Source organism: Micromonospora sp. WMMD1128, from assembly GCF_027497235.1.
Classification (GTDB): Bacteria; Actinomycetota; Actinomycetes; order Mycobacteriales; family Micromonosporaceae; genus Micromonospora.
Window position 1 is genome coordinate 1,778,360 of record NZ_CP114902.1, and the last position, 24,572, is coordinate 1,802,931.

Consider the following 24,572-nt stretch of genomic DNA (forward strand, 5'->3'; position numbering starts at 1 on the left):
GTGTAAGGCGGGGCCCCTTCTTAACGTTTCCGGTATAGGAAGGGGCCCCGCTTAACACCCGGCAGCGGAGGCGTTACCGCGCTGAGCAGGGGGCGTCGCACGGGCGTCACGGCGGGCGGGGAAGAATAGAGGCCATGGCGTACGACGCGTTGGTGCTGGTCTCGTTCGGTGGCCCGGAGCGGCCCGAGGACGTGCTCCCCTTCCTCCAGAACGTGACCCGGGGCCGGGGTGTGCCGCCGGAGCGGCTGGCCGAGGTCGCGGAGCACTACCTGCACTTCGGCGGCGTGTCCCCGATCAACCAGCAGTGCCGCGACCTGCTCGCGGCGATCCGCGACGACTTCGCCGCCAACGGCGTCGACCTGCCGGTCTACTGGGGCAACCGCAACTGGGACCCGATGCTCGCCGACACGGTGGCGCGGATGCGCGACGACGGGATCACCCGGGCGCTGGCGTTCGTCACCAGCGCGTACGGCGGCTACTCCTCGTGCCGGCAATACCAGGAGGACATCGCCACCGCCCGGGCCGCGGTCGGTCCGGACGCTCCGTCGATCGAGAAGCTGCGTCAGTTCTGGGACCACCCCGGCTTCGTCGAGCCGCACGTCGACGCGGTCCGTAGCGCGCTGGCCCAGCTCGACGCGGCCCGGCGGGACACCACCCGGCTGGTCTTCACCGCGCACTCGATCCCGGCCTCGGCCGCCGCCACCGCCGGCCCGCACGGCGGCCGGTACACCGCCCAGCTCGAGGAGACCGCCCGGCTGGTCCACGCCGCCGCCGCTCCCGACCTGCCGTACGACCTGGTCTGGCAGAGCCGGTCCGGCCCACCGCAGGTGCCGTGGCTGGAGCCGGACATCAACGACCACCTGACCGACCTGGCCGCGCAGGGCGTGACCGGCGTGGTGGTGAGCCCGATCGGCTTCGTCTCCGACCACCTGGAGGTGGTGTGGGACCTGGACACCGAGGCCCTGGAGACGGCGAAGCAGCTCGGCCTGGACTTCGTCCGCGCCGGCACCCCGGGCACCGACCCGCGGTTCGTGGCGATGGTCCGCGAGCTGGTGCGGGAGCGCACCGCGCCGGACGGGGAGCGACTGCGCCGCCGGCTCGGCGAGCTGCCGGCCTGGGACACCTGCCCGGCGCTGTGCTGCGTACCCCCGGCTCGCCGGCCCTGAGCCCGACCGACCACCGACATCCCAGGGACGGACACGATGCATGACCGCAAGCCGGTGCAGAGCTGGCTCACCGACATGGACGGCGTGCTGGTGCACGAGGGGCAGCCGGTGCCCGGCGCGCCGGAGTTCGTCAAGAGGCTGCGCGCCTCGGGCAAGCCGTTCCTGGTGCTGACGAACAACTCCATCTACACCCCGCGTGACCTTCAGGCCCGGCTGGCCCGGATGGGGCTGGACGTGCCGGAGGAGGCGATCTGGTCGTCCGCGCTGGCCACCGCCCAGTTCCTGGCCGACCAGCGGCCGGGCGGGACCGCGTACGTGATCGGTGAGGCCGGCCTGACCACGGCGTTGCACGCGGTGGGATACGTGCTGAGCGACTTCGCCCCGGACTACGTGGTGCTGGGGGAGACCCGCACCTACAGCTTCGAGGCGATCACCAAGGCGATCCGGCTGATCGACGACGGCGCTCGGTTCATCTGCACCAACCCGGACGCCACCGGCCCCTCGGTGGAGGGCGCCCTGCCGGCGGCCGGCTCGGTGGCGGCGATGATCTCCAAGGCGACAGGCGTGGAACCCTACTTCGTCGGCAAGCCCAACCCGATGATGATGCGTTCCGCGTTGAACACCATCGACGCGCACTCGGAGTCGACCGCGATGATCGGCGACCGGATGGACACCGACATCCTCTGCGGGCTGGAGGCCGGGCTGGAGACTATCCTGGTGCTCACCGGGATCAGCAGCCGGGCCGAGGCCGAACGGTATCCGTACCGGCCGTCCCGGATCGTCGGCTCGGTGGCCGACCTGATCGACGAGGTCTGAGCCGGTCCGCCACGGCCACGGCGGTGAGGCGGTGTCCGCTACGGCCGCAGCGGCGCGTTGCAGGCGGCCACCAGGGCCTGCCGGCAGGCGGTGGTGAGCGGACGCAGCGCGGCGTCCCGCTGCTGCGCCTCGTAGGTGTTCACCGCGCCGCCCGGCGCGCTCTCGCCGGCCAGGGCGAGCACCCGGTCCAGCACGGCGGCGCGGGCGAACAGGCGACGCGCCCGCGGGTCGAAGCCGGGGGGCAGGTCGGTGCCGCCGTCGGGGCGGCGCAGCGCGGCGAGCGCGCCGGCCAGCTCGGGTCGCCACTGAGCGACGTCCAGCCGGGTCAGCGCCGCGGTCGTCTCGGCCAGCGCGACGGCCAGCTCGGCCTCGGCCTCCGCCGCGCCCGGCGTGGTGAGGGACGCCTTCGGCGCGTCGGCCGGCAGCGGGTGGACCCGCCAGAGCACGGTTTCCCAGGTCATGCCCGAGCCCGAGGTGTGCGTGCGGACCTCGGGCACCAGCCCGAGCCCGCTGGCCACCACGGCCTCGCCGGCCACGAGCGCCGCCCCGGCGAACTCGCCGGGCCCGGGCAGCCCGCGCGGGTCGCCCGGTGCTGGCAGCACCAGGCGGATCTCGTCCGGCGAGTGCTTGGCCAGGCTGGGCAACGCCTCCCGCAGGGACACGTCGGTCCAGGTGCCGGGGGCGTCCGCGACGAGGTGCTCCTCGTCGCCGGCGATGGCGTCGGCGACCTCGTCGAACGGCACCAGGCCGGCGCGCCAGGCACGCACCCAGGCGACGAACCGGCTCGACCGGCGGGCAGCCAGCGTGGCCGCGCCCGTTGCGGGGGAGGACATGCGGAAAGGGTACGTGGTGGCCGCCGCCGCTGTCTCGGCTGCCGCTCCAGTGGCGTGGCCTGCCCCCAACTACCCCCTTCGCACCGTTTCGTGGCGACGGATGTGGGCTCGCCTGGCGCGTCGGCGAGCGACACGCCGGGTGCGGTGGCTAGCGTGGCCGCCATGGTTGGGCGATACGACGGGGACGTGCTGGCGGGCGACTGGCGACGGCGGAAGGCGACCCCCGAGGTCGACGCCGAGCCCGACCTGGTGGTCGAGGACGCCGACTCCGGGTTCTGCGGCGCGGTGGTCGGGTTCGACTCCGGCGCCGTGGTGCTTGAGGACCGGCACGGGCGGCGGCGCAACTTCCCGCTGCTGCCCGCCGCGTTCCTGCTCGACGGCCGGCCGGTCACGCTGCGCCGCCCGGTCCGCGCCCCGGCCCCCGCCGCCCGCCGCCGCACCGCGTCGGGCTCGATCGCCGTGCACGACGTATCCGCGCGGGTCGCCAAGGCCAGCCGGATCTGGGTGGAGGGCGTGCACGACGCCGCGCTCGTCGAGCGGATCTGGGGCGACGACCTGCGGATCGAGGGCGTCGTGGTGGAGCCGCTGGACGGCATCGACGCGCTCGCCGCCGAGGTGCGCGCGTTCGCCCCCGCCCCGGGCCGGCGGCTCGGCGTGCTCGTCGACCACCTGGTCCCCGGCTCGAAGGAGAGCCGGATCGTGGCCCAGGTGACCTCGCCGCACGTGCTGGTCACGGGTCATCCCTACGTGGACGTGTGGCAGGCGGTGCGGCCGTCGGCGCTTGGCATCGCGGCGTGGCCGGTGGTGCCGCCCGGACGCCCGTGGAAGGAGGGCGTCTGCGCCGCGCTCGGGGTGGCCGAGCCGGCGGACATGTGGCGGCACATCCTGTCCCGGGTGGACAGTTTCGCCGACGTGGAGACGCCGTTGATCAACGCCATGGAGCGGTTGATCGATTTCGTCACCTCGCCTTAGTGGTTTGGTTGCTGTCGGGGGTGGTTGCGGTCAGGGCCGGGGGCGACCGTGCCCGGCTCCGGGCGGTCAGGCTTGATCCCTGCGCCGGGCACGGTCGCCCCCGGCCCGTCGGGTGCCGGGTTCGTGGCTCGGTTCCGGCCGCGGTGCGGTGGAGCTGTCGGGGCGCTACGGGTTCGGTGGCGTGGATCGGTCAGAGGTGTGAGTCATCGGTGTCATCAAGTTTGTAGGCCCGGAGACGCGGTCCTTCGTCCCGGCGGGTCGGCGCGGCACGTCGGCGCGCCAGCCCGTGGCTCGGCCGGTGGGGCGGGGGGTGGACGGCGCGAGGGGTCAGGGGGCCTGGTCGGGGGTGCGGGTGAGGAGGAAGGTGGCGATGTCCAGTGCGACGGCCGCGCCGGCGGAGTCGCGGACGACGGTGAGGATCTCGCCGTCCTGCGGACCGGACCGGCCCCGCCAGCGGTCCGGCCCGTCCGGGGCGAAGCGGTGCGCCGGCCGGCCCACCTGCCCGCCGACGAGGTGGCCGGCGGGGTCGGCGCGGAACTCGTACTCCCCGCCCATGAACCACCAGCGACCGGTCAGTTCGGCCAGGTCGGCGGCGGGTGGGTCGGCCGGTCGCCACGGCGCGGGGGCGGCCGGCTCGGCGTCCAGCACCCGGGTGAGCACGTCGCGGGCCAGCCCGGAGATGTGGTGGCCGCCGCGCAGCCCGTACGAATTGGCGAAGTCCACCACCGCGGTCCGGGTGGGGCGGTGCACGACCAGGCCGGCGACGTAGCCGGGCATCGAGCCGCCGTGGCCGACGTACACCCGGTCGCCGACCCGGTAGAGCTCGATGCCGAGGCCGTGCCCGCCGGTCCACGAGTCCAGGTCGTTGATCACCACCGGCGCGCACATCGCGGTGAGCGTCGCCGGGTCGAGCAGCGCCGGGTCCGGGTCGGCGAGGAACGCCGCCCAGCGGGCCAGGTCCTCGACGGTCGACCAGAGCTGCCCGGCGGGCGCCATCGCCCCGGTCTCGGTCAGCGGCTCCGACCGCAACGTCTCGTGCCAGGGATGGACGACGAAGCCCCGGGCGAACGGCTCGCCCGGGCCGAAGGTGGTGCGGCGCATGCCGAGCGGCGTCAGCAGCCGGTCGGTCAGCAGCTCGATCCAGGGCGTGCCGGTGATCCGCTCCAGCGCGGCGCCGAGCAGCCCGTACGCCAGGTTGGAGTAGTGGTAGACGTGGTGCGGCGGGTAGGCGATCTTGTCCGGGGTCAGCCCGGCGAGCAGGGCGTCCAGGTCCATGCCCGCCGCGCGTTCCCACCACCCGCCGTCCGGCTCGCGTTGCAGGCCGCTGGCGTGCCCGAGCAGTTGGTGGACGGTGAGCGCGCCGACCGGGGTGCCGGGCAGGTGCCGGTCGAGCGGGTCGTCGAGGGCCAGTCGCCCGGCGTCGCGTTGCTGCATCACCAGCACCGCGGTCATGGTCTTGGTGATCGAGCCGATCCGGTACTGGAGGTCGCCGTCGGGCCGGGGCTGCTCGCCGGCGACCGCCAGGTGCGCCAGGGCGCCGTCGCGGACCACGCCGAGGGCCAGCGAGGGTCCGCGTCCCTCCGCCTGGGCGCGGGCGACCAGCAGGTCCACCTGGCGTGCGGTCTCCGGCAGTAGCGCCATCTCGTCCTCCTCGTCGCCGTACGGTGAAATCGAGCCTAGCGATCATGACAGTTCGATGACACGTGACAGGACGTGTCACGATTGGTCACGTGGACGCCGTGTTCTGGATCGTTCTGGGTGTGGTATTGGCCGTCGCCGAGATCTTCACGACGACGCTGTTCCTGATCATGTTCGGGGTCGGGGCGTTCGCCGCCGCGGGCGCCGCGGCGCTCGGCGCGCCGGTGGCGCTCCAAGCGGTGATCTTCGCGGTGGTGTCGGCGCTCTCCCTGGCGCTGGCCCGGCCGGTGATCCGCCGGAACACCCGGTCGGCGCTGGAGAGCGGGGAGCAGCCGTTCGGCGTCGAGGCGATCGAGGGGGCCACCGCGGTGGTCCTGGAGCCGGTGGACGCCGAGCACGGCATGGTCAAGATCGATGGTGAGCTGTGGACGGCCCGGTCGTTCGACGCGACCCAGCGCTATGCGGCGGGCGAGCGGGTGCAGGTGATAAAGGTCCGGGGCGCGACCGCTCTGGTCTGGCAGGACGACATTTCCGCCCCGGGCGAGCTGCCCGAAGCGAGAGGGTGAACCATATGGAGTTTGCAGCGATCCTCCTGATCGCCGTGGCGGTGATCGTCGTGGTGACACTGGCCAAGGCGGTGCGGATCGTGCCGCAGCAGCGCCAGGACGTGGTGGAGCGGCTGGGTAAGTACAAGCGCACCTTGAACCCCGGGCTCAACCTGCTGGTGCCGTTCGTCGACGCGGTGCGCACCAAGGTCGACCTGCGGGAGCAGGTGGTCAGCTTCCCGCCCCAGCCGGTGATCACCTCGGACAACCTGGTCGTCTCGATCGACACGGTGCTCTACTTCAAGGTGGTCGACTCGGTCCGGGCCACCTACGAGATCTCCAACTTCCTCCAGGCGATCGAGCAGCTCACCGTCACGACGCTGCGTAACGTGATCGGCTCGCTGGATCTGGAACGCGCGTTGACCAGCCGCGAGGAGATCAACAGGCACCTGTCCGGCGTGCTGGACGAGACGACCGGACGGTGGGGCATCAAGGTGACCCGGGTCGAGATCAAGGCGATCGAGCCGCCGCCGAGCATCCGCGACTCGATGGAGAAGCAGATGCGCGCCGAGCGGGACCGCCGTGCCGCGATCCTCAACGCCGAGGGGCACAAGCAGTCGCAGATCCTCACCGCCGAAGGTGAGAAGCAGGCCGCGGTGCTGCGCGCCGACGGTGACCGGCAGGCCCGGATCCTCCAGGCGGAGGGGCAGGCCAAGGCGGTCCGGACGGTCTTCGACGCGATCCACCAGGCCAACCCGAGCCAGAAGGTGCTTGCTTACCAATACCTCCAGGCGCTGCCGCAGATCGCCAACGGCACGGCCAACAAGGTCTGGATCGTGCCGGCCGAGCTGACCAAGGCCCTGGAGGGCATGGGCGGCGCGCTGGGCGGGCTGGCCGGCATGGTCGGCGACGCCCCGACGTCGGAGGCGAGCAAGACCGCCACCGAGGTCGAGCGGGAGGCCGCCGAGGCGGCCCAGGCCGCGGCCGTCGCGGCGCAGGAGATCCACGACGAGGTACGGGTGGCCGAGGCGCAGGCCACCGGCGGCAACACGCCGCAGGGCCTGCCGGCGCCGGAGCCGGTGTCCCCGGAGACGCTGCTCAGCGACCCGGCGGACCAGCGCGAGCGGGGCTGACCAGCAAATCCGAGAATTGCTCATCCGGCGCCCCGGCGCCTGCCACCATCGGTCTGAAGGACGGTGGTGAGCAGGGCCGGGGCGCCGTCGCGTGGCCCGGGCCGCCCCTGAGGCGAGCGAGGTGACGCATGAAGGAACCGGCGAACCGGCTCTTCTCCGGGACCCCGGTCCCCGGCGCGCACGACCCGGGCGGACCGCTCGGCTCCCGGCGTACCGGCGGGGGTTTCGTGGTCCTGCCGTTCGTCTCCGAGCCGGGGCCGGGCGCGCCGGCCACGGACGCGACCTGGGCTTGGTCGGTCCGCCGGTTCGCCCGCGCGGCGGTGTGGCTGCTGCCGGCGTACGCGGTCCTCTACGGCGTGGTGGCGATGGCCAGCGACGGCGGGGTGGGCAACGACCCGTACCCGGCCGACGGCCAGCCGCTCTACCTGGTCGGCTGGGTGGCGTCGATCTGGCTCGGCCTGCTCGCGTTGCTCGCGCTCACCGGCCTGCTCGCGGCCACCCGCTGCCGGCGGGTGGCGCTGGCCGGGCTGCTCGCCAGCATCGGCGGGATGGTGCTGATGCTGCCGTTCGCCGGGCTGGCCGAGCAGACGCCGGTGTTCGGGCTGACCGCGCGCGGCATCGTGCTGTTCGGGGCGACCTGCTACAGCGTGGGCTGGTTCCTCACCGGGTGGTCGGTGGGCCGGTCGGGCATGTTCTCCTACGGCGACGGGATCATGCTGATGATCGCCGCGCCGCTGCTCGGCCTGGGCGGGGCGTTGATCGGGTCGTTGCAGACGTTCGGCGCGATCTTCGTGCTGGTCGCCGGCATCGGCATCGGCTACCGCAGCGGTCGCCTCGTGCCCGAGACCATCGCCCGGGACGCGGCGAGCGCCAGCGTCGCCACGCCCGCCGGGCCGTCCGGCGGTGCGACTCCCGGTGCCGGCGGCGGTCCGCTCGCCGCCGGCTGACCGGAGGTCCCTACCGCCAGTTCCATCTCTGGTTGTCGGCCGTTCCGCACGTCCAGAGCAGGATCTTCGTGCCGTTCGCGGTGGCCGCCCCGGACGCGTCGACGCACAGGCCGGACTGCGCGCCCCGGATCGTCCCGTCGGAGTTGACGTTCCACTGCTGGTTGGCCTGACCGTTGCAGTCCCAGATGACCACTCTGGTGCCGTTCGTGGTGCCGGCGTTGTACGCGTCGAGGCACTTGTTGCCGTAGATCATGAGCTGCCGGCCGGCGGTGTACGTCCAGGTCTGGTTGCTCGCGCCGGTGCAGTCCCACAGTTGGGCCTGGGTGCCGTTGGTGGTGGCGAAGTTGTTGATGTCCAGGCACCGGCCGGACTGCCGGCCGACGAGCGAACCCGTGCGGGCGCCGCCGCCGGGGTTCTCGGTGCCGGTGACGACGAGCAGGACGGCCTCGCGGGCGGGGACGCTCGCGGTGTAGCTGGTCGTGCGGGCGCCCAGGTCGGTGGCGCTCCACACGTTGCGCACGGTCGCGCTGGCGCCCAGCCCGAGGTCGGCGAAGCGGGTCGTGATGTTCGCCGTCGAGCCGGTGCGGTTGAGCAGCATCACCGCCCGCCGGCCGCCGGTGGCGAGCACCTTGCTGTAGACCTGGAGCCCGGCGGCGTCCTCGGCGACCTTGACGCCCTGGCGGCCCAGCGGGTCCTGGTCGATGGCGACGACCTCCGGGTTGCCGAGGATGGCCCGGGTCTCCGCGGACATGGTGGTGAGGTTGTTGCCGGCGAGCAGTGGGGCGCCGGAGATCGCCCACAGGCTCAGATGGGTGCGGTTCTGGGCCGCGCTGAACCCGGGCATGCCGGCGACGAGCATGTCCGGGTCGTTGTAGTGGCCGACGCTCTGCGCGGCGGGGTGCTGCGCGGAGTCGAAGTTCGCCAGCACGCGGTCCATGGACGGCTGTTGGCCGTAGTAGATGATGTCGCCGCTGGTGCGCCACATGGTGGACATGCCGGGTGCCCAGTCCCACGGGCTCTGCACGCCCCAGTTGCAGACCGACAGCACCATCGGCCGGCCGGTCTGCGCGGTGGCGCGGGCGATCGAGTCGCTGATGGCCTGGTAGGCGGTGCGGGGGTTGAGCCCCTCGGCGGAGCCGCCGCACCAGTCGACCTTGACGAAGTCGAAGCCCCACCGGGAGAACGCCAGGAAGTCCTGGTCGTAGTGGCCCTCGCTGCCCGAGCCGGGCGCCGCCGGCCGGCCGGTCGGGTAGTAGTAGCCGCAGCCGTCGCGGCCGGCGTCGGTGTAGATGCCCGCCTTCAGGCCCTTGCTGTGGATGTAGTCCGCGATGGCGCTCATCCCGCCGGGCCACTCGGCGGTGTCCACGGTGATGTTGCCGGCGGCGTCCCGGGTGCCCTGCCACCAGCCCTCGTCGATGTTGACGTACTCGTAGCCGGCGGCGGCCAGGCCGCTGGACACGAGGCTGTCGACCTGCGCCTTGATCACGTTGTAGTTGATCTTCGCGGCGAACGTGTTCCACGACGCCCACCCCATCGGTGGCCGGCTCACCACCGGCTCGGGTGTCACGGCTGCCGCCTCGGTCGCCGCCTCGGTCGCGGTCGCCTCCGCCGTGGCCGCCCCGGCCGGCGTCGGCGCCACCGCCGTCGCGGCCAGGGCGAGGGCCACGGCCGCCACGACCCGCTCGATCGGACCTCTCATCGGACGTTCCTTCCGGTTCGGGGTGGGTTGGGGGAGCGTGGTTATTGTTAGCGTTAACATAGTTGTGTGTCAATCATGTTGCGTCCGTCACGCGCGCGAACGGACAGGCGGGACACGCGGGGTGATCGGGCGCCAGGCAGCCGCGGTTACCGGTGAATTTGCTGACAACCCGACGCCGAGGGTGGTCGGAACGCCGCTTTCGCGGCAATCCTGGAGTCCATGCCGTCTTCCCGGTCGCCGCTCGCGCGGCTCCTCACCGTGCTGCTCGCGGGCCTGCTCGCCGGGCTCGTCCTCGCGCTCGCCGCGCTCCCGACCGGCCTGCTCGGCGGATTCGTCGTCAAGGCGGGCCTCGGCGCGTACGCGGAGCTGCCCGACGCGCTGCGGACCCCGGTGCAGCCGCAGCGCTCCTACCTCTACGCCAACGACGGCAAGACGCTGCTCACCACGTTCTACGACGTCAATCGCACCGACGTGCCGCTGGCCGAGATCGCCCCGGTGATGCGCCACGCGATCGTCTCGGCCGAGGACCGGCGGTTCTACTCCCACGGCGGCGCCGACCTGCGCGGCATCGCCCGCGCCCTGGTGGCCAACGTGAAGGGCGGCGGCACCGAGCAGGGCGGCTCCACGCTGACCATGCAGTACGTCCGCAACGTGCTCAAGACCGACCCGAACCGGACCGCCGAGGAACGGCAGGCCGCCACCGAGCAGACCGTCGGTCGCAAGCTCCAGGAGATCCGGTACGCGAACGCGCTGGAGCAGTCGCTGTCCAAGGACGAGATCCTCAACCGCTACCTCAATATCGCGTACTTCGGGTCCGGCGCGTACGGGGTCGCCGCCGCCAGCCAGCGCTACTTCGGCACGGCCCCTGCCGACCTGACCCTGGGCGAGGCGGCGCTGCTCGCCGGCCTGGTCCAGTCGCCCGACGAGTACAGCCCGATCGACGGCGACAAGAACAAGGCGCTCGCCCGCCGGGCGTACGTGCTCGACTCGATGGCCGAGACCGGCGCGATCACCGCGCGGCAGGCCGCGGCGGCCAAGGCCGAACCGCTCACGTTGCACCCGACCGCCCAGCCCAACGGCTGCACCGCGACCGCGCAGGGCCACGACGACTGGGGCTTCTTCTGCGACTACCTGCGCCAGTGGTGGCTCACCCAGCCGGCCTTCGGCGACACCCCGCAGGAACGCGAGCAGGCGCTGCGCCGCGGCGGCTACCGGGTGGTCACCACGCTCGACCCGAAGATCCAGCAGACCGCGCAGGCGCAGGCCACCAAGGTCTACGGGTACGACGACAAGCGCGCGCTGCCGATCGCGGCGGTCGAGCCCGGCACCGGCCGGGTGCTCGCCATGGCGGTCAACCGGCACTACAGCCTGGCCGACAACCCCGGCGGGCAGGGCAACCACCCGAACACGGTCAACCCGTTGATCTCCGGCGGCGCCAGCGTCGACGGCTACCAGGCCGGCTCCACGTTCAAGCTGTTCACCATGCTGGCCGCGCTGGAGGCGGGCAAGCCCCTCGCCACCGGCTTCGACGCGCCGGCCAAGCTGCCCACCCGCTACGCCTCCGACGACGAGGGCAACTGCGACGGCACGTGGTGCCCGGGCAACGCCAACCCCGAGTGGATGGACGGCTACCGGATGATGTGGGACGGCTTCGGCCGCTCCGTCAACACGTACTTCGTGTGGCTGGCCGAGCAGGTCGGCGAGGACAAGGTGGTGGAGATGGCGCAGCGCCTCGGCATCACGTTCCGGGCCGACTCGGACGCCGCGTTCGCCCGCGACAACGCCGCCAACTGGGGGGCGTTCACCCTCGGCGTGGCCGCCACCACCCCGCTCGACCTGGCGAACGCGTACGCGACGGTGGCCGCCGAGGGCACATACTGCTCGCCGTTGCCGGTGGTCTCGGTCACCGCGTCCGACGGCACGAAGGTCGACGTCGGGCAGCCGGACTGCAAGCGGGTGCTGGAGCCGGACGTGGCCCGGGCGGCCACCGACGCGGCCCGCTGCCCGGTGGGCCAGCAGTCGGCGTACGGGCAGTGCAACGGCGGCACCGCCACCGGCGTCGACGGGATCGTCGGTCGGCCGGTGGCCGGCAAGACGGGTAGCTCGGAGCGGAACGCCACCGAGACGTTCGTCGGGTTCACCCCGCAGGTCGCCGTCGCCGGCATCGCGGCCAACCCGGACGACGCGACCGACCTGGTCGGCTCCGCGGTGCAGACCAAGGTGATCGACGCGGTGGCCCGGGTGATCAAGACGGCGGTGGCCGGCAAGCCGGTGCGGGACTTCACCGCGCCGAGCCGGGAGTTGGCCGGCAACCCGCAGCGCCCGCAGCCGCGCCCGCAACCCCAGCAGCCCACCCCACCCCGCGACGACAACCGCAACCTCCCGTCCGACCTCCTCCGCTGGCTCCAGGGCCGGGGTTGAGGAGGGGCCCCCGCTTAACGCTTTCGGTATAGGCGGGGGCCCCTCCTAACACTTCTCCCGGATACTCGCGGCAGGGTGTCGGATTCGGGGAGGGTGGCTCCGACCCGCAGGGGAGGGCGCCCGAACCGCGGGCGCACCGGTGAGCGGAGGAGCGCAGCATGGGCAAGACCATCTACTGGGTGCACCAGTCGGTCGACGGCTTCATCGAGGGGCCGAACGGTGAGTTCGACTGGCCGGCGATGGGGGACGAGCTGTCCGCGTACTCCATCGGGTTGTCCGAGCGGGCCGACGCCTTCGTCTACGGGCGGCGGGTGTGGGAGATGATGTCGTCCTACTGGCCGCAGGTCGAGTCGATCTCCGACCACCCGCACGACCTGGCGTTCGCGCCGATCTGGCGGCGTACCCCGAAGGTGGTCGTCTCCCGCACGCTCGCCGAGGCCGACCACGGCGCCCGGGTGGTCGGCGGCGGCGACCTCGCGGCGGAGTGGGCCGAGGTGCGTGCGCGGTTCGGCGGGGATCTGCTGGTCACCGGCGGGACCGGCGCGGCGACGGCGCTGGCCGCGCTCGGGCTTGTCGACGAATACCAGGTGATCGTGCACCCGGTGCTGCTCGGCGGCGGGCGGCAGGTGCTGCCCGACCTGGCCCGCCAGGAGCTCAGGCTGGTCGAGACGCGCCCGTTCGACGGCCGCGCGGTGCTGCTGCGCTACCAGCGGGCCTGACCGGCCGGCGGCGGGTGCGGCAGGTCAGCGGCCGGGGGTACGGCAGAATCGTGCGGTGCCCGTCCACGAGATCACCGACCCCGACGACGACCGGATCGCCGACTACCGCGCGTTGACCGACGTGGAGCTGCGGACCCGCTGGGAGCCCCCGCACGGGCTGTTCATCGCCGAGGGGGAGTTGGTGCTGCGGCGGGCGCTGCGGGCCGGCTACCCGGCCCGGTCGTACCTGGTCGACGCGAAGCGCGCGGACCAGCTCGCCGACCTCGACACCGCAGACGCCCCGGTGTACGCGGCCACGCCGGACGTGCTCCAGCGAGCCACCGGCTTCCACGTGCACCGGGGCGTACTCGCGTCGTTCCACCGCAAGCCGGTGCCGTCGGCGGCGGAGGTGCTGGCCGCCGCCGGGCGGGTGGTGATCCTGGAGGACGTGAACAACCACACCAACCTGGGCGCGATCTTCCGGGCCGTGGCGGCGCTCGGGGTGGACGCCGTGCTGCTGTCGCCGACCTGCGCCGACCCGCTCTACCGGCGCAGCGTCCGGGTCAGCATGGGCGAGGTGTTCGCGGTGCCGTACGCGAAGCTGGAGAGCTGGCCGGCGGGCCTGGAGCAGGTGCGGGCGGCGGGGTTCACCGTGCTCGCGATGACGCCGGCGCCGGACGCCGTACCGATCCAGCGGCTCACCGGCGACCAGCGGGCCCGGGCGGCGTTGCTGTTGGGCGCGGAGGGCGCCGGGTTGACCGGGGCGGCGATGGCGGCCAGCGACGTGCGGGTGGTGATCCCGATGCGCCGGGGTGTGGACTCGTTGAACGTGGCGGCGGCCACGGCGGTGGCCTGCTGGGAACTGGGTCGAGACGATCCGCTTGCATGACCATGCGCGTTGACGCATAATCTTCCTTGTGTCCAAGGTTCTCACCTCCCTGCCCATCGGCGAACGCGTCGGCATCGCCTTCTCCGGCGGCCTCGACACCTCTGTCGCGGTCGCCTGGATGCGCGACAAGGGCGCCGTGCCCTGCGCCTACACCGCCGACATCGGCCAGTACGACGAGCCCGACATCGCCTCCGTGCCGGGCCGCGCGCTCAGCTACGGCGCCGAGGTCGCCCGGCTCGTCGACTGCCGCGCCGCCCTGGTCGAGGAGGGCCTCGCCGCGCTGACCTGCGGGGCCTTCCACATCCGCTCCGGCGGGCGGGCCTACTTCAACACCACGCCGCTGGGCCGCGCGGTCACCGGCACCCTGCTGGTTCGCGCGATGATCTCCGACGACGTCCAGATCTGGGGCGACGGCTCGACCTTCAAGGGCAACGACATCGAGCGGTTCTACCGGTACGGCCTGCTGGCCAACCCGCAACTGCGGATCTACAAGCCGTGGCTGGACACCGCCTTCGTCACCGAGCTGGGCGGGCGCAAGGAGATGTCGGAGTGGCTGCTCGACCGGGACCTGCCCTACCGGGACAGCACCGAGAAGGCATACTCCACCGACGCCAACATCTGGGGCGCCACCCACGAGGCGAAGACGCTCGAACACCTCGACACCGGCATCGAGACGGTCAGCCCGATCATGGGGGTCCGGTTCTGGGACCCGGCCGTGGAGATCCCCACCGAGGACGTCACCATCGGCTTCGACCAGGGCCGCCCGGTGACGATCAACGGCAAGGAGTTCGGCAGCCCGGTCGACCTGGTGCTGGAGGCCAACGCCATCGGCGGCCGGCACGGCCTGGGCATGTCCGACCAGATCGAGAACCGGATCATCGAGGCCAAGAGCCGGGGCATCTACGAGGCGCCCGGCATGGCGCTGCTGCACGCCGCCTACGAGCGGCTGGTCAACGCCATCCACAACGAGGACACCCTGGCCAACTACCACACCGAGGGCCGCCGCCTGGGCCGGCTGATGTACGAGGGACGCTGGCTGGATCCGCAGGCGCTGATGCTGCGCGAGTCGTTGCAGCGCTGGGTCGGCACGGCGGTCACCGGCGAGGTGACGCTGCGGCTGCGCCGGGGCGAGGACTACTCGATCCTGGACACCACCGGCCCGGCGTTCAGCTACCACCCGGACAAGCTGTCCATGGAACGCACCGAGGACTCCGCGTTCGGCCCGTCCGACCGAATCGGCCAGCTCACCATGCGCAACCTGGACATCGCCGACTCGCGGGCGAAGCTGGAGCAGTACGCCTCGCTCGGCATGGTCGGCGGCGCCGGCACCCAGCGGATGGTCGGCGCCGCGCAGGCGGCCTCGACCGGGCTGATCGGCGCGATGCCGGAGGGCGGCGCGGAGGCCATCGCCTCCCGGGGCGTCCCCTCCGCGGCGGACGAGTGGCTCGACCGCGCCGCGATGGAGTTCGGCGTCGACTGAACCGGGGCAGCCCGTCCGGCGCCGTTGTGACGCAGGGTAGCGTGTCGCCCGTGTTCCCTACCGTGCGTGAGGTGCTCGCCCTGGAGCCGGTACGGCACGGCGCGCCGCGCCTCGTCGCCGGCGACGCCGGGCTGGACCGCCCGGTGCGCTGGGTGCACGTGGCCGAGGTGCCAGACATCGCCACCCTGCTCGGCGGCGGGGAACTGGTGCTGACCACCGGGATCGGGCTGCCCGCCGACGACGCCGGCCTGCGCGCGTTCATCGGCGACCTGGCCGGCGTCGGCGTCTCCGGGCTGGTCGTCGAGCTGGGCCGCCGCTACGTCAGCGGGGTGCCCCGGGTGATGGCCGCCGCCGCCGAACGGCGCGGACTGCCCCTGATCGAGCTGCGTCACGGCACGCCGTTCGTCCGGATCACCGAGGCGGTGCACGCGCTGATCGTGGACGCCCAGCTCACCGAACTGCGCGCCACCGAGGAGATCCACCAGCGGTTCACCGAGCTGTCCGTGGAGGGTGCCGAACCGGCCGAGGTGCTGCGCCAGGCAGCCGAACTGGCCGGCTGCCCGGTGGTGCTGGAGAACCTGTCCCGGCAGGTGCTCGCGTACGACCCGGCGGGGGAGAACGCGGAACTGCTGCTGGACGGCTGGGAACAGCACTCCCGGCGGATCCGCCCCGCCGGGCGCACCGCGTACGACCCGGACAGCGGCTGGCTGGTCACCACCGTCGGCGCGCGCGGGCAGGACTGGGGGCGGCTGCTGCTGCGCTGGCCGGCGGCCGAGGCCGCCCCGCCCACCCGGCTCACCATCCTGATCGAACGGGCCGCCTCCACGCTCGCCCTGGGCCGGCTGATCCGCCGCGACGCCGAGGGCCTGGAACGGCAGATCCACCGCACGCTGCTGACCGCGCTCATCGACCACTCCCGCCCGGTGGACGAGGTGGCGCTGCGCGCCAAGGCGCTCGGCGTCACCCTGGACCGCCGGCACCTGGTCGGCGTGGTGGTCCGGCACCGCAGCGACGACCCGGCCGGCGACGCCGCCGCGCCGGGCGCCGACACCGGCCCGGAGGCCGGCCCGGCCCGGCTGCGCGACCTCGCCGAGGCCGTCGGCCAGGCCGTGCGGGAGGCCAAGCTCACGGCGCTGACCAGCGCCGTCGACGACCAGGCCGTGGGCGCGCTGCTGGCGCTGCCCGACCCGGCCGCCGAGGAGAAGTCGCTCGCCGCGTTCACCACGGCGTTGCGTCGGGTACGCCTCGACGCCGCCCCGGTCCGCCCGCCCGCTCCCCACCCGGCGCGTCCGGTCGACGGGGTTGTTCGCGGTGCGGCTGGTTCGGGGCGTCCGGTCGACGGGGCTGTTCGTGGTGCGGGGCGTCCGGTCGACGGGGCTGTTCGTGGTGCGGGGCGTCTGGTCGACGCTCCTGTTCGTGGTGCGGGGCGTCCGGTCGACGCTCCTGTTCGTGGTGCGGCGCGTCCGGTCGACGTTCCGGCCCGACCGGCGATCGTCGTCGCGGCCGGCTCCGGGGTGGGCAGCCTGCGGGAGGCGCGCCGGTCACTTGTCGAGGCGCGGCAGATCGCCGAGGCGGCCCGGCGGGACCCGCGGGACCTGCCCTGCTTCCGGCTGCCGCACGTCGGGCTGGCCGGACTGCTGCACCTGCTGCGCGACGAGCCCCGGCTGCAGACGTTCGTCGAGCGGGAACTCGGTCCGCTGCTCGCCTACGACGCCCAGCACCCCCGCGAGCAGCTCCTCGACGCCCTACGGGCATACCTGGAGCAGGGGCGGAACAAGTCGGCGGCGGCATCGGCGGCGCACCTGTCCCGCCCCGCCTTCTACGAGCGGCTGGCGCGCATCGGCCGCATCCTCGACGCCGATCTCGACTCGGTCGACCAGTGCCTCTCCCTGCACGTGGCCCTGCTGGCCCTGGACGCCGTCCGCCCCATCTGACCCCCCGCCTCCACTGCGGCGATCATGAAGTTGACGGCGGTGTTGATCTCCATTCATGCCGTCAACCTCATGATCACCCTTGGGCTGTCCCTCGTCCGGCCGCCGGCGCTGGTCGGGGTAGGTCAGGTGAGGGACTGGAGGGCCTTGGCGTAGGGGGCGGGGACGAAGCTCGGGCCGGCCGGGGTGAAGACGTCGGAGGTGGACGCCGCCTGCCAGGCGGTGTCGGGCAGCTCCGCGACCAGGGCGCGGACCACCGGGGCGTCCCGCCACTGCTCCTGCTCGGCGAGCAGGCTCAGCGCGACCACCGACTCCTCCACCTCGCCGACGCACTCGAACGGCTTGTGCCCGTCGATGCCGAGCAACTCCCGGTAGCCGGGGAGCTGGGACTCGTCGGCCAGCAGGTCACCGCCGAAGATGCCGGTGAGCCGCTCGCGGGGCATGAACGGGGCCATGGCCAGGAAGACGAACCGGCACTTCGGGCAGTCGCGGCACCAGCGTTCGCTCGCGTCGCGCAGCTTGAACGCGGCGTTGCAGCTGGTCACCACCGCGTCGTACCTGTCGATCTCGGCGAACAGTCGGGCGATGTGCAGCTCGGACAGGGAGCGCAGGAGCGAGAAGTACGGCTCGGTGAGCCCGGCGTGCTCGGCCAGCGCGGCACGCAGCAGCCCTTCCGCCTCGACGCCCTTGGACCACTGGTGGTTGATCTCGTGGCCCTGCCAGAGGAGGTTCGGGTCGGACGCGGACCGCTCGTTCGACATCACCACCGGCCCGAGCCCGTGCAGCACGGCGGTGGCGACCGCGATCAGCGAGTTGATCGCGGTGACCGGGATGTGCCCGTTGCGCGCGCCGGCCGCGTTCAGCTCGAACAGCGCCGGGTCGAGCCGGCGCCGGGCGGCGAGCGGCACCAGGTCGGACGCCTCGTTGACGGAGACGATCACGTGGTTCGGGTTGACCGAGAAGGGCACCGGGTCGAACCCGGCCCGGCGCAGCGCCTCCAGCGTGACGATGGAGTCCTTGCCGCCGCCGACGGCGGACAGCGGACGGCGGTCCGAGTTGTCGAGCGGGGCAGCCGCCTCGACCGAGCCGGCCGGCACCTCGGGCCGCAACGTCAGCACGTACGGCAGGTCGTTGCGGTAGGCGTACTCGGCGAGGCCCTTGGTGTAGACGGCGGTGACCAGCTCGACGGCGGCGGTGCCCAGCGGCGCGGGCAGCACCAGCCGGGGCGGCGCGGCGGCCTTGTAGTAGCTGACGCCGGCGACCACGTGCAGCAGCTCCAGCACCCGGCCGAGCGTGGCGGCGGTGGCGTCGGAGACCGGCTCGGCCGGCAGCGGGAGCGTGATCACCTCGGTGAACCGCTGCTCGCCGTCGGGACCGGTCAGGGCGTAGTCGAACAGGACCTCGCCGGTGGCGAAGTCGATCGAGTAGGACGGGAAGGTGAAGGCGTCCATCCGCCGGAGCTGCTCGTTGGGCACACGCCATACTACAGCGTGTCTCAAAAGTCCGTTGGTTCATGAGACACCGCCCTTCTCGGGCGTCCCTGCGTCACGGGTGTCCGTGGCGGTGGGGTTACTCCGTCGTCAGGACTGGTTGCACCGGCGCTTGGGCGCTGGCCAGAGCCGGTCCCTCGGGAGGCGTTGGTGACCGGGCCTCGTGCTTCGGGGTCCCGGGTCTGGGCGTGGCGTTGCTCGGCCCAGACGGCGAGGTTGACCGCTGCGTTGACGTCCCGGTCCGCCGTATGCCCGCATTCGTCGCAGCGGAAGACGCGTACGGACAGGGGTAGGGCGGGGCCGATGATGCGGCAGGCACTGCACATTCTTGTGGACGGGTACCCGCGGGGTGCCCGGATGACCTGCCCGCCCCGCCAACGTTGTTTGTAGCCGATGATGCGGGCCAGTTCAGCCCAACCCGCATCGGAGATGGCGGCGGCCAGACGCCGGTTGCGCAGCAGACCGGCGGTATACAGATCTTCCAGAGCCAGCCGGTCGTGGGTCTTGACCAGCTGGTTGGCGACCTTGTGCAGAAAGTGACGACGTACATGCGCGACACGATGGTGGGCACGAGCGAGCCGGGTGACAGCCTCGGCCCGATTGCGGGAGCCTCGCCGTTTGCTGGTGACCTGGCGGGACAGTCGGCGTAGCCGAGGCAGGGCGGTCCGCAGCGGGCGCGGTGGATCAGTGACGCGCAGCCGCTGTCGGCCGGTGGTGTCGGCGGCCACCACGAGGGCAGTGAGGCCGCGGTCGATGCCTACCCAACCACTACCGTCAGCGTCGGGGCGTGGCGGGTGCTGCCGGGCGGGATGCAGGTCGGCCGCCTCCACTGTCACGGTGACGGTCCATCGGCCGGACCGGCAGGAGACGGTGGCATACCGGGTGTGGGCTCGGCCCATGCGAATCATCCGCCGTAGTCGGCGCGTGTCCTCCCGTACCCTCAGGGCTCCGATCCTCGGCAGACAGATACTCCGAGTGCCCGCCGTCGGATCCCCCACTCGGATGCTCACCCGACCCGCCTTGGTCTTGCAGCGGATCCGGAACGACGGCTGGGTGCGGCTCTTGCGTTTGAATGTCGGGAACCCCACCCGGCGACCTGGCCGCTTTCCCCATCGCGAGTCGGCCCAGGCGGCAAGGGCGCGGCCCAGGTCGACAGCGGCTTCCTCACACACCTGCTGACACACCTGGGCACGCCACGACAATCCCGTCGCCGTGATCTCGGCCGAACCGGCCGAGTCGACTACTAAGCGGCGGCCCGCCTGTGCCGAGACCTTCCACGAGTTGAACGCGTTGATCAGGTCGAAACCCGACCACGGCACCACCACCGACCCGCCCCGGTGTTTGGCATCCAGGGCGTCCTTCACCAGAGCCAGGCACTGGTTGAACGCGAACCGAGCCGCCCCCGTGTGACGGACCAACACCGCCACCTGCGACGGTGACGGGTCAGCTGTGAACCGGAACGCGGTAAACCTCCCCACAGCCCCACAGCATGCCTGCCACCTCCGACACAACAGTCAGCGTTGCGGCAGGATGGGGCGGAAATCCCTGCCTCTGACGAACGGCCGGTGCCGGGAGTGGCAACAGCGGCCGCCGGCCGTTCGAACGCCCGTGAACCTCAGCCTGTATAGGCTGCAATCGCCCTCATCCTTCATGAGGGGGAGGACGTCAACGAGGAGAGCCCGTGCGCCTGTCTGATCTGCGCGGACGTCATGTCGCCGTCTGGGGCGCCGGCCGTGAGGGCCGGGCCGCGGTGGTCGCGATCGCCGCGCACGCCCCGGCGGGTCTGGTCGCCGTCGACGACAGCGCGAACTTCCTCACCCTGCCCTGGGAGGGTCCGCTCGCCGCGGCGGCGCCGCTGGTGACCGGCGAGGAGGGCTTCGAGCGGCTGGCCGCCGCCGACGTGGTGGTCCGCTCGCCGGGGGTGCCGAACACCCACCCGTGGATGGGCGAGCTGCGCCGCCGGTCCGTCCCCGTGACCCAGGGCAGCGCGCTCTGGATGGCCGACCACGCCGACCGGACCGTCGGGGTGACCGGCAGCAAGGGCAAGAGCACCACGTCCAGCCTGATCAGTCACCTGCTCACCGCGATGGACCGGCCGAACGTGTTCGGCGGCAACATCGGGGTGCCGCTGCTCGACCTGCCCGAGGCCGAGCTGTACGTGCTGGAGCTGTCCAGCTACCAGTGCGCCGACCTGACCGACTCGCCCCGGGTGGCGGTGGTGACCGCGCTCTTCCCCGAGCACCTGGACGCGCACGGCGGCGAACGGGAGTACTACCGGGACAAGCTCAACCTGGTCGCGCACGGCCCGCGCACCGTGGTGGTCAACGGCGCCGACCCGCGGCTGGCCGTGGAGCTGGGCGACCGGGCCGCGGTCCGGGCCGGCGCACCGGACACCACCCACGTGGCCACCGGCCCGGACGGCACGCCGTGGTTCCACATGCGCGACGCCCCGCTCTTCCCGCGCGCGGTGCTGCCGCTCGTCGGCCGGCACAACGAGGGCAACCTGTGCGTCGCGCTTGCCGTGCTGGACGCGCTGGGCGTGGACGTGGTCGCGCGGCGGGACAGCCTGGCCGTGGCGGTCGCCGAGTTCCAGGGGCTGGCCCACCGGCTCACCGAGATCCCCGACCCGTCCGGGCTCACCTTCGTCGACGACACGCTCGCGACCAGCCCGTACGCGGCCATGCACGCGATCGACGCGTACGAGGGGCGGCCGTTGACCGTGATCGTCGGCGGCACCGACCGGGGGCTCGACTACGCGCCGTTGCGGGAGCACCTCGCCGAGCGGGAGATCACCGTGATCGGCATCCCGGACAGCGGCCCCCGCATCGTGGCGGCGCTGGCCGGGTTGCCGGCGGTGCGCACCGAGGTGGCCGAGGACCTGGTCGCCGCCGTCGGGCTGGCGCGCAAGCTCACCCCGGCCGGCGGGGTGGTGCTGCTGTCCCCGGCCGCGCCGAGCTACGGCCGGTTCCGCAACTTCGAGCACCGCTCGGAGGTGTTCGCCCAGGCGGTGGCCGACACCGCCCGCTGAGTCACCCGGCGGGCAGCGCGTCGTCGGCGGGTTCCGGTGCCGCGGGCGCGGGCGCCGGTCGTTTGTCCGGGGTCCAGGCGAACGCGAGCGCGCCGCCGACAAGCGCCAGCAGCATGCCGATCAGGAAGCCGCCCAGGTTCGAGGTGAGCCAGGAGGCCAACCCGAGTAGCAGGGACAGCAGCGCGTAGAAGACCCGTTGCTGCGGGGTGGCGACGAGCAGCACCCCGCAGAGTACGAGGACGGCCGGCACCAGGTACGCGGCCAGTCCCTGCGGTCCGGCGTGCAGCAGCACCCCGAGCGGCGCGCGCAGGGTCACGAGCATCTCGACGCCGCCGAGCGCGACGAGCACCCCGGCGGTGAACGGCCGGGCCCGCCGCCAGTGGCGCCACCGTGCCCGGGCGGCCGGCGCCGCGTGTGCTCCGGCGGTCATCTCAGCACCCGTCGGAGCTGAAGCCCATGTGCAGGTTGGGCAGCGTGAACACGGCGGCGGTGGTGGCGTAGTTGTTCTGCCGCAGGTTGGTGATGGTCACCGTGTCGGCCTGTTGGGCGAAGACTCCGGGATTGCCCTTGACGCCGGGGACCTGGTCGACCGTGCTGGCGTCCTGCCCGACGTTGATGTTCTTGAACGAGGCGTTGCCGGCCACCTCGTCGCCGTCGACGACGAGCGTGCGGGCGGTGACCGGCTTGCCGGAGCCGCCGGCGGTGATCCGTAGGTTGATCCCGCCGAGGCTGATGCTCTGGCAGAGATTGGTCAGCTCGGCCTTGTCGATGGCCGACACGATCACCACCACCTGACCGCCGGTGTCGCCCTGGTTGGGGCTGTCCGGGATCATCTGGTCGAGCGTGGCGAACTGCTCGAACCCGGTGCCTTCGAGTTTGTCGGCGGTGACGGTGAACGGCATGCCGGAGATGGCGAACTGCGCGCCGAGCACGCCCTGGGCGGTGAGCACGACCATGCCGGCCGCGCCGGCCGCGACGGTGCCGAGGGTGACGGCGAACCGGCGCCAGCGTACGCCGCTGCTCGGTTGGCCGGACTCGATCGGTGCGGTCTGCTCCGACATGGCGGCTCCCTTTCGAGATCAATTCATCCTCGACGATGTGAATTGCTCGCGCAGGCCGAAGTTACCGCTGAGTAAAGGGAGGGTCAACAGATCGTTGCCCGGCATCTGTCAATTGGGGCCAAAGTGAAAAACCGCTGCGGTTTTTGATCCGATCAGGGTGCGCAGGGAGCCACGGTGGTCGGTCCGTCGTCCGGATGGTCCGGCCGGGTGGCCCGGCGCGCGTCCTCGGGGCCGAGGAAGGGCGCGACGGCCGCGTACGTGAGGACCGGCAGCAGCAGCGGCAACTCCTCGGCCCGCCCCTGCGCCACCCGGGCGCGGACCGTCGCGTAGATGCCGCCGACCACCGTGGATGCCAGCACGTCGCGGTCCACCCCGGGCACCGCCGGCCCCGGGTCGGCGCCGGCGAAGAACCAACCGAAGCTGTGCGCCAGCGCGTCCCGCTCCCGGCGCGCGTCCGGACCGGCCGCGTCCACCTCGACAAGCGCCATCCGGGCGAAGGCGGGCACGCTCGCCAGCACGTCGAGCAGGGTACGCAGCGCCGCGCGGGCGGCCTCCGGCCAGGCCGGTCCGGCCTCGGCGTAGGCGGACTCCATCAACTGCGAGACCACGGCGATGCCGTGCCGGTACGCGGCGAGGAACGCGTCCTGCTTGCCGCTGAACAGGGCGTAGAAGGCCGGCCTGGTAACCCCGGCGGCGTGGCAGATGTCGCTGACCCGGGCGTTGTCGTACCCCCGGGCGGCGACTTCCCGCACCAACCCGTCGAAGAGGCGGTCGCGCTGGGTCGCCGCCACCTCCTCGGCCGGCACGCGTCGCGGCCCGCGCTTGATCGCCCGGTCGGGATCGCGGCCGTGCCGCGCGCCGGGCAGGGGGGCCGGCGGGGGCGGGCTCTGGATGGTCAAAAGATCGGCCCTCCTTGATGCGTTGACTTTACGACCCTCTGAGGTTTATAACTTTCGACACGCTCAGTTCGCCCACCGTCACCATTGGTGATCTCCATCGAGGGCCCGAACGGCTGTCATTATCGCCGCCCGTCCCCGCCCTCCCGGCTCCATCCACCACTCCGTCCCACCGCCGGAAGGAACAACCATGCCCAGGTACGGACGAATCGGCGCGGGCCTCGCCGCGCTGGCGCTGCTGACCGGACTGGTCGGCGCCGCCCCCGCCACCGCCGCCCCCGCCACCGCACTCGCCAGCGCCGTGCTGACCTATCCCGCCCCCGGCGGCACCGCCGTCTCGGTGGGCGACGTCATCCAGGCCAGCCTGAAGAGCGGCACCAACGCCACCTTCTACTCCTCGGCCAGCGGCAGCACGGGCGTCAAGTGCGCCGCGTCCAGCTTCACCGCGAAGGTGCTGACCAACCCGACCGCGTCCGGCACCGCCACCGAGAGCCTCACCGCGCAGACGTTCACCAGTTGCACCACGAACGTCTTCGGCACCACCGGTGTGCAGAGCGTGACCGTCAACAACCTGCCGTACACCACCTCGGTCACCAGCGCCGGCGTGGTCACCATCTCGGGCACGGCGGCTGCGCCGATCCAGAGCACCGTCGTGCTGAACTCGCTGCTCGGTGCGATCACCTGCGTCTACCGGACCAGCGCGAACAAGCTCACCGGTGTGGCGGCCAACGCCACCAACTCGATCGCCTTCACCAACCAGACCCTGACCAAGTTCTCCGGCCCGTCGCTCTGCTTCGGCACCGCCTACTTCACCGCCACCTACTCGCCGGTGAAGGACACCAGCAAGACCGGCAGCCCGGGCGTCTACGTCAACTGACCACCGGGCCCACGGCCGGTGCCCGGCGGTTCGCCGGGCACCGGCCCCGCCC

The 24,572-nt window shown here is 72.6% G+C and carries 21 protein-coding genes; 13 read left to right on the plus strand and 8 right to left on the minus strand.

Features of this window, described 5'->3' with window-relative positions; all coding sequences use genetic code 11:
• The first annotated feature begins 134 nt into the window (after nucleotides 1-134).
• Both O7602_RS08520 and O7602_RS08525 read left to right on the plus strand, forming a co-directional pair.
• Nucleotides 135-1,166, plus strand: a complete 1,032-nt coding sequence (locus O7602_RS08520) for a ferrochelatase (protein ID WP_281587672.1) — start codon at nucleotides 135-137, stop codon at nucleotides 1,164-1,166.
• Nucleotides 1,167-1,202: 36 nt separating this feature from the next.
• Nucleotides 1,203-1,982 (plus strand): HAD-IIA family hydrolase, encoded by a 780-nt coding sequence (locus tag O7602_RS08525; RefSeq protein WP_281587674.1) that lies wholly within the window; start codon nucleotides 1,203-1,205, stop codon nucleotides 1,980-1,982.
• Between the two features lie 38 nt (nucleotides 1,983-2,020).
• Here O7602_RS08525 and O7602_RS08530 read toward each other — a convergent pair whose 3' ends face one another.
• On the minus strand, nucleotides 2,021-2,815 hold the full coding sequence (locus O7602_RS08530) for a hypothetical protein (protein WP_281587676.1): 795 nt from the start codon (nucleotides 2,813-2,815) through the stop codon (nucleotides 2,021-2,023).
• Between the two features lie 162 nt (nucleotides 2,816-2,977).
• Here O7602_RS08530 and O7602_RS08535 point away from each other — a divergent pair, with 162 nt between their 5' ends.
• A complete protein-coding gene (locus tag O7602_RS08535) occupies nucleotides 2,978-3,787 on the plus strand; it encodes a DUF3097 domain-containing protein (protein ID WP_281587677.1) in 810 nt (269 codons plus the stop codon).
• 327 nt (nucleotides 3,788-4,114) lie between these two features.
• On the opposite strand, the gene O7602_RS08540 is transcribed toward O7602_RS08535, so the two are convergent.
• Nucleotides 4,115-5,428, minus strand: coding sequence for a serine hydrolase domain-containing protein (locus O7602_RS08540; RefSeq protein WP_281587678.1), 1,314 nt, complete (start codon nucleotides 5,426-5,428; stop codon nucleotides 4,115-4,117).
• An 89-nt stretch (nucleotides 5,429-5,517) separates the two neighbouring features.
• Here O7602_RS08540 and O7602_RS08545 point away from each other — a divergent pair, with 89 nt between their 5' ends.
• The 3 genes from O7602_RS08545 (at nucleotide 5,518) to O7602_RS08555 (ending at nucleotide 8,050) form a co-directional block, all read left to right on the plus strand.
• Nucleotides 5,518-5,991 carry an NfeD family protein gene (locus tag O7602_RS08545; RefSeq protein WP_281587679.1) on the plus strand — a complete coding sequence of 158 codons (474 nt, stop codon included), beginning with the start codon at nucleotides 5,518-5,520 and terminating at the stop codon, nucleotides 5,989-5,991.
• Nucleotides 5,992-5,996: 5 nt separating this feature from the next.
• Nucleotides 5,997-7,103 (plus strand): SPFH domain-containing protein, encoded by a 1,107-nt coding sequence (locus O7602_RS08550; RefSeq protein ID WP_281587680.1) that lies wholly within the window; start codon nucleotides 5,997-5,999, stop codon nucleotides 7,101-7,103.
• A 128-nt stretch (nucleotides 7,104-7,231) separates the two neighbouring features.
• Nucleotides 7,232-8,050, plus strand: coding sequence for a hypothetical protein (locus tag O7602_RS08555; protein ID WP_281587682.1), 819 nt, complete (start codon nucleotides 7,232-7,234; stop codon nucleotides 8,048-8,050).
• Between the two features lie 10 nt (nucleotides 8,051-8,060).
• Here O7602_RS08555 and O7602_RS08560 read toward each other — a convergent pair whose 3' ends face one another.
• Nucleotides 8,061-9,749, minus strand: a complete 1,689-nt coding sequence (locus O7602_RS08560) for a ricin-type beta-trefoil lectin domain protein (RefSeq protein WP_281587683.1) — start codon at nucleotides 9,747-9,749, stop codon at nucleotides 8,061-8,063.
• Nucleotides 9,750-9,968: 219 nt separating this feature from the next.
• Between O7602_RS08560 and O7602_RS08565 the strand changes: the two genes are divergently transcribed.
• From O7602_RS08565 to O7602_RS08585, 5 genes are all read left to right on the plus strand, one after another.
• Nucleotides 9,969-12,170, plus strand: a complete 2,202-nt coding sequence (locus O7602_RS08565) for a transglycosylase domain-containing protein (RefSeq protein ID WP_281587684.1) — start codon at nucleotides 9,969-9,971, stop codon at nucleotides 12,168-12,170.
• Between the two features lie 158 nt (nucleotides 12,171-12,328).
• Nucleotides 12,329-12,889, plus strand: a complete 561-nt coding sequence (locus O7602_RS08570; RefSeq protein WP_281587686.1) for a dihydrofolate reductase family protein — start codon at nucleotides 12,329-12,331, stop codon at nucleotides 12,887-12,889.
• A 55-nt stretch (nucleotides 12,890-12,944) separates the two neighbouring features.
• Nucleotides 12,945-13,757 (plus strand): RNA methyltransferase, encoded by an 813-nt coding sequence (locus O7602_RS08575; RefSeq protein ID WP_281587688.1) that lies wholly within the window; start codon nucleotides 12,945-12,947, stop codon nucleotides 13,755-13,757.
• Between the two features lie 28 nt (nucleotides 13,758-13,785).
• Nucleotides 13,786-15,237, plus strand: a complete 1,452-nt coding sequence (gene argG, locus O7602_RS08580; RefSeq protein WP_281587690.1) for an argininosuccinate synthase — start codon at nucleotides 13,786-13,788, stop codon at nucleotides 15,235-15,237.
• A complete protein-coding gene (locus O7602_RS08585; RefSeq protein WP_348651328.1) occupies nucleotides 15,234-17,171 on the plus strand; it encodes a PucR family transcriptional regulator in 1,938 nt (645 codons plus the stop codon). The genes argG and O7602_RS08585 overlap by 4 nt, the downstream gene beginning before the upstream one ends.
• Nucleotides 17,172-17,293: 122 nt before the next feature.
• On the opposite strand, the gene O7602_RS08590 is transcribed toward O7602_RS08585, so the two are convergent.
• Nucleotides 17,294-18,643: a hypothetical protein gene (locus O7602_RS08590; protein WP_281587694.1), complete on the minus strand. Its 1,350-nt coding sequence runs from the start codon at nucleotides 18,641-18,643 to the stop codon at nucleotides 17,294-17,296.
• 20 nt (nucleotides 18,644-18,663) lie between these two features.
• Entirely contained in the window at nucleotides 18,664-20,136 is a 1,473-nt protein-coding gene (locus O7602_RS08595) for a transposase (RefSeq protein ID WP_348651315.1), read from the minus strand.
• 203 nt (nucleotides 20,137-20,339) lie between these two features.
• Between O7602_RS08595 and murD the strand changes: the two genes are divergently transcribed.
• Nucleotides 20,340-21,686, plus strand: coding sequence for a UDP-N-acetylmuramoyl-L-alanine--D-glutamate ligase (murD, locus tag O7602_RS08600; RefSeq protein WP_281587696.1), 1,347 nt, complete (start codon nucleotides 20,340-20,342; stop codon nucleotides 21,684-21,686).
• A 1-nt stretch (nucleotide 21,687) separates the two neighbouring features.
• Here the strand turns inward: murD and O7602_RS08605 are convergent, their stop codons facing one another.
• The 3 genes from O7602_RS08605 to O7602_RS08615 form a co-directional block, all read right to left on the minus strand.
• The gene (locus tag O7602_RS08605; protein WP_281587698.1) at nucleotides 21,688-22,116 is read right to left on the minus strand and encodes a DUF6114 domain-containing protein; all 429 of its coding nucleotides are present in this window, start codon (nucleotides 22,114-22,116) and stop codon (nucleotides 21,688-21,690) included.
• A 1-nt stretch (nucleotide 22,117) separates the two neighbouring features.
• Entirely contained in the window at nucleotides 22,118-22,747 is a 630-nt protein-coding gene (locus O7602_RS08610) for a DUF6230 family protein (RefSeq protein ID WP_281587700.1), read from the minus strand.
• 152 nt (nucleotides 22,748-22,899) lie between these two features.
• Nucleotides 22,900-23,646 (minus strand): TetR/AcrR family transcriptional regulator, encoded by a 747-nt coding sequence (locus O7602_RS08615; RefSeq protein WP_281587702.1) that lies wholly within the window; start codon nucleotides 23,644-23,646, stop codon nucleotides 22,900-22,902.
• Between the two features lie 187 nt (nucleotides 23,647-23,833).
• Here O7602_RS08615 and O7602_RS08620 point away from each other — a divergent pair, with 187 nt between their 5' ends.
• A complete protein-coding gene (locus O7602_RS08620; protein ID WP_281587704.1) occupies nucleotides 23,834-24,520 on the plus strand; it encodes a Tat pathway signal sequence domain protein in 687 nt (228 codons plus the stop codon).
• The last annotated feature ends 52 nt before the right edge of the window (nucleotides 24,521-24,572 follow it).

What these genes read in the sequence shown, in the direction of transcription:
- O7602_RS08530 (WP_281587676.1), bottom strand. Translation starts at nt 2,815, where the DNA reads ATGTCCTCCCCCGCAACGGGCGCGGCCACGCTGGCTGCCCGCCGGTCG.
- O7602_RS08525 (WP_281587674.1), top strand. Translation starts at nt 1,203, where the DNA reads ATGCATGACCGCAAGCCGGTGCAGAGCTGGCTCACCGACATGGACGGC.
- O7602_RS08555 (WP_281587682.1), top strand. Translation starts at nt 7,232, where the DNA reads ATGAAGGAACCGGCGAACCGGCTCTTCTCCGGGACCCCGGTCCCCGGC.
- O7602_RS08535 (WP_281587677.1), top strand. Translation starts at nt 2,978, where the DNA reads ATGGTTGGGCGATACGACGGGGACGTGCTGGCGGGCGACTGGCGACGG.
- O7602_RS08560 (WP_281587683.1), bottom strand. Translation starts at nt 9,749, where the DNA reads ATGAGAGGTCCGATCGAGCGGGTCGTGGCGGCCGTGGCCCTCGCCCTG.
- O7602_RS08570 (WP_281587686.1), top strand. Translation starts at nt 12,329, where the DNA reads ATGGGCAAGACCATCTACTGGGTGCACCAGTCGGTCGACGGCTTCATC.
- O7602_RS08550 (WP_281587680.1), top strand. Translation starts at nt 5,997, where the DNA reads ATGGAGTTTGCAGCGATCCTCCTGATCGCCGTGGCGGTGATCGTCGTG.
- O7602_RS08610 (WP_281587700.1), bottom strand. Translation starts at nt 22,747, where the DNA reads ATGTCGGAGCAGACCGCACCGATCGAGTCCGGCCAACCGAGCAGCGGC.
- O7602_RS08520 (WP_281587672.1), top strand. Translation starts at nt 135, where the DNA reads ATGGCGTACGACGCGTTGGTGCTGGTCTCGTTCGGTGGCCCGGAGCGG.
- O7602_RS08565 (WP_281587684.1), top strand. Translation starts at nt 9,969, where the DNA reads ATGCCGTCTTCCCGGTCGCCGCTCGCGCGGCTCCTCACCGTGCTGCTC.
- O7602_RS08620 (WP_281587704.1), top strand. Translation starts at nt 23,834, where the DNA reads ATGCCCAGGTACGGACGAATCGGCGCGGGCCTCGCCGCGCTGGCGCTG.
- O7602_RS08605 (WP_281587698.1), bottom strand. Translation starts at nt 22,116, where the DNA reads ATGACCGCCGGAGCACACGCGGCGCCGGCCGCCCGGGCACGGTGGCGC.
- O7602_RS08540 (WP_281587678.1), bottom strand. Translation starts at nt 5,428, where the DNA reads ATGGCGCTACTGCCGGAGACCGCACGCCAGGTGGACCTGCTGGTCGCC.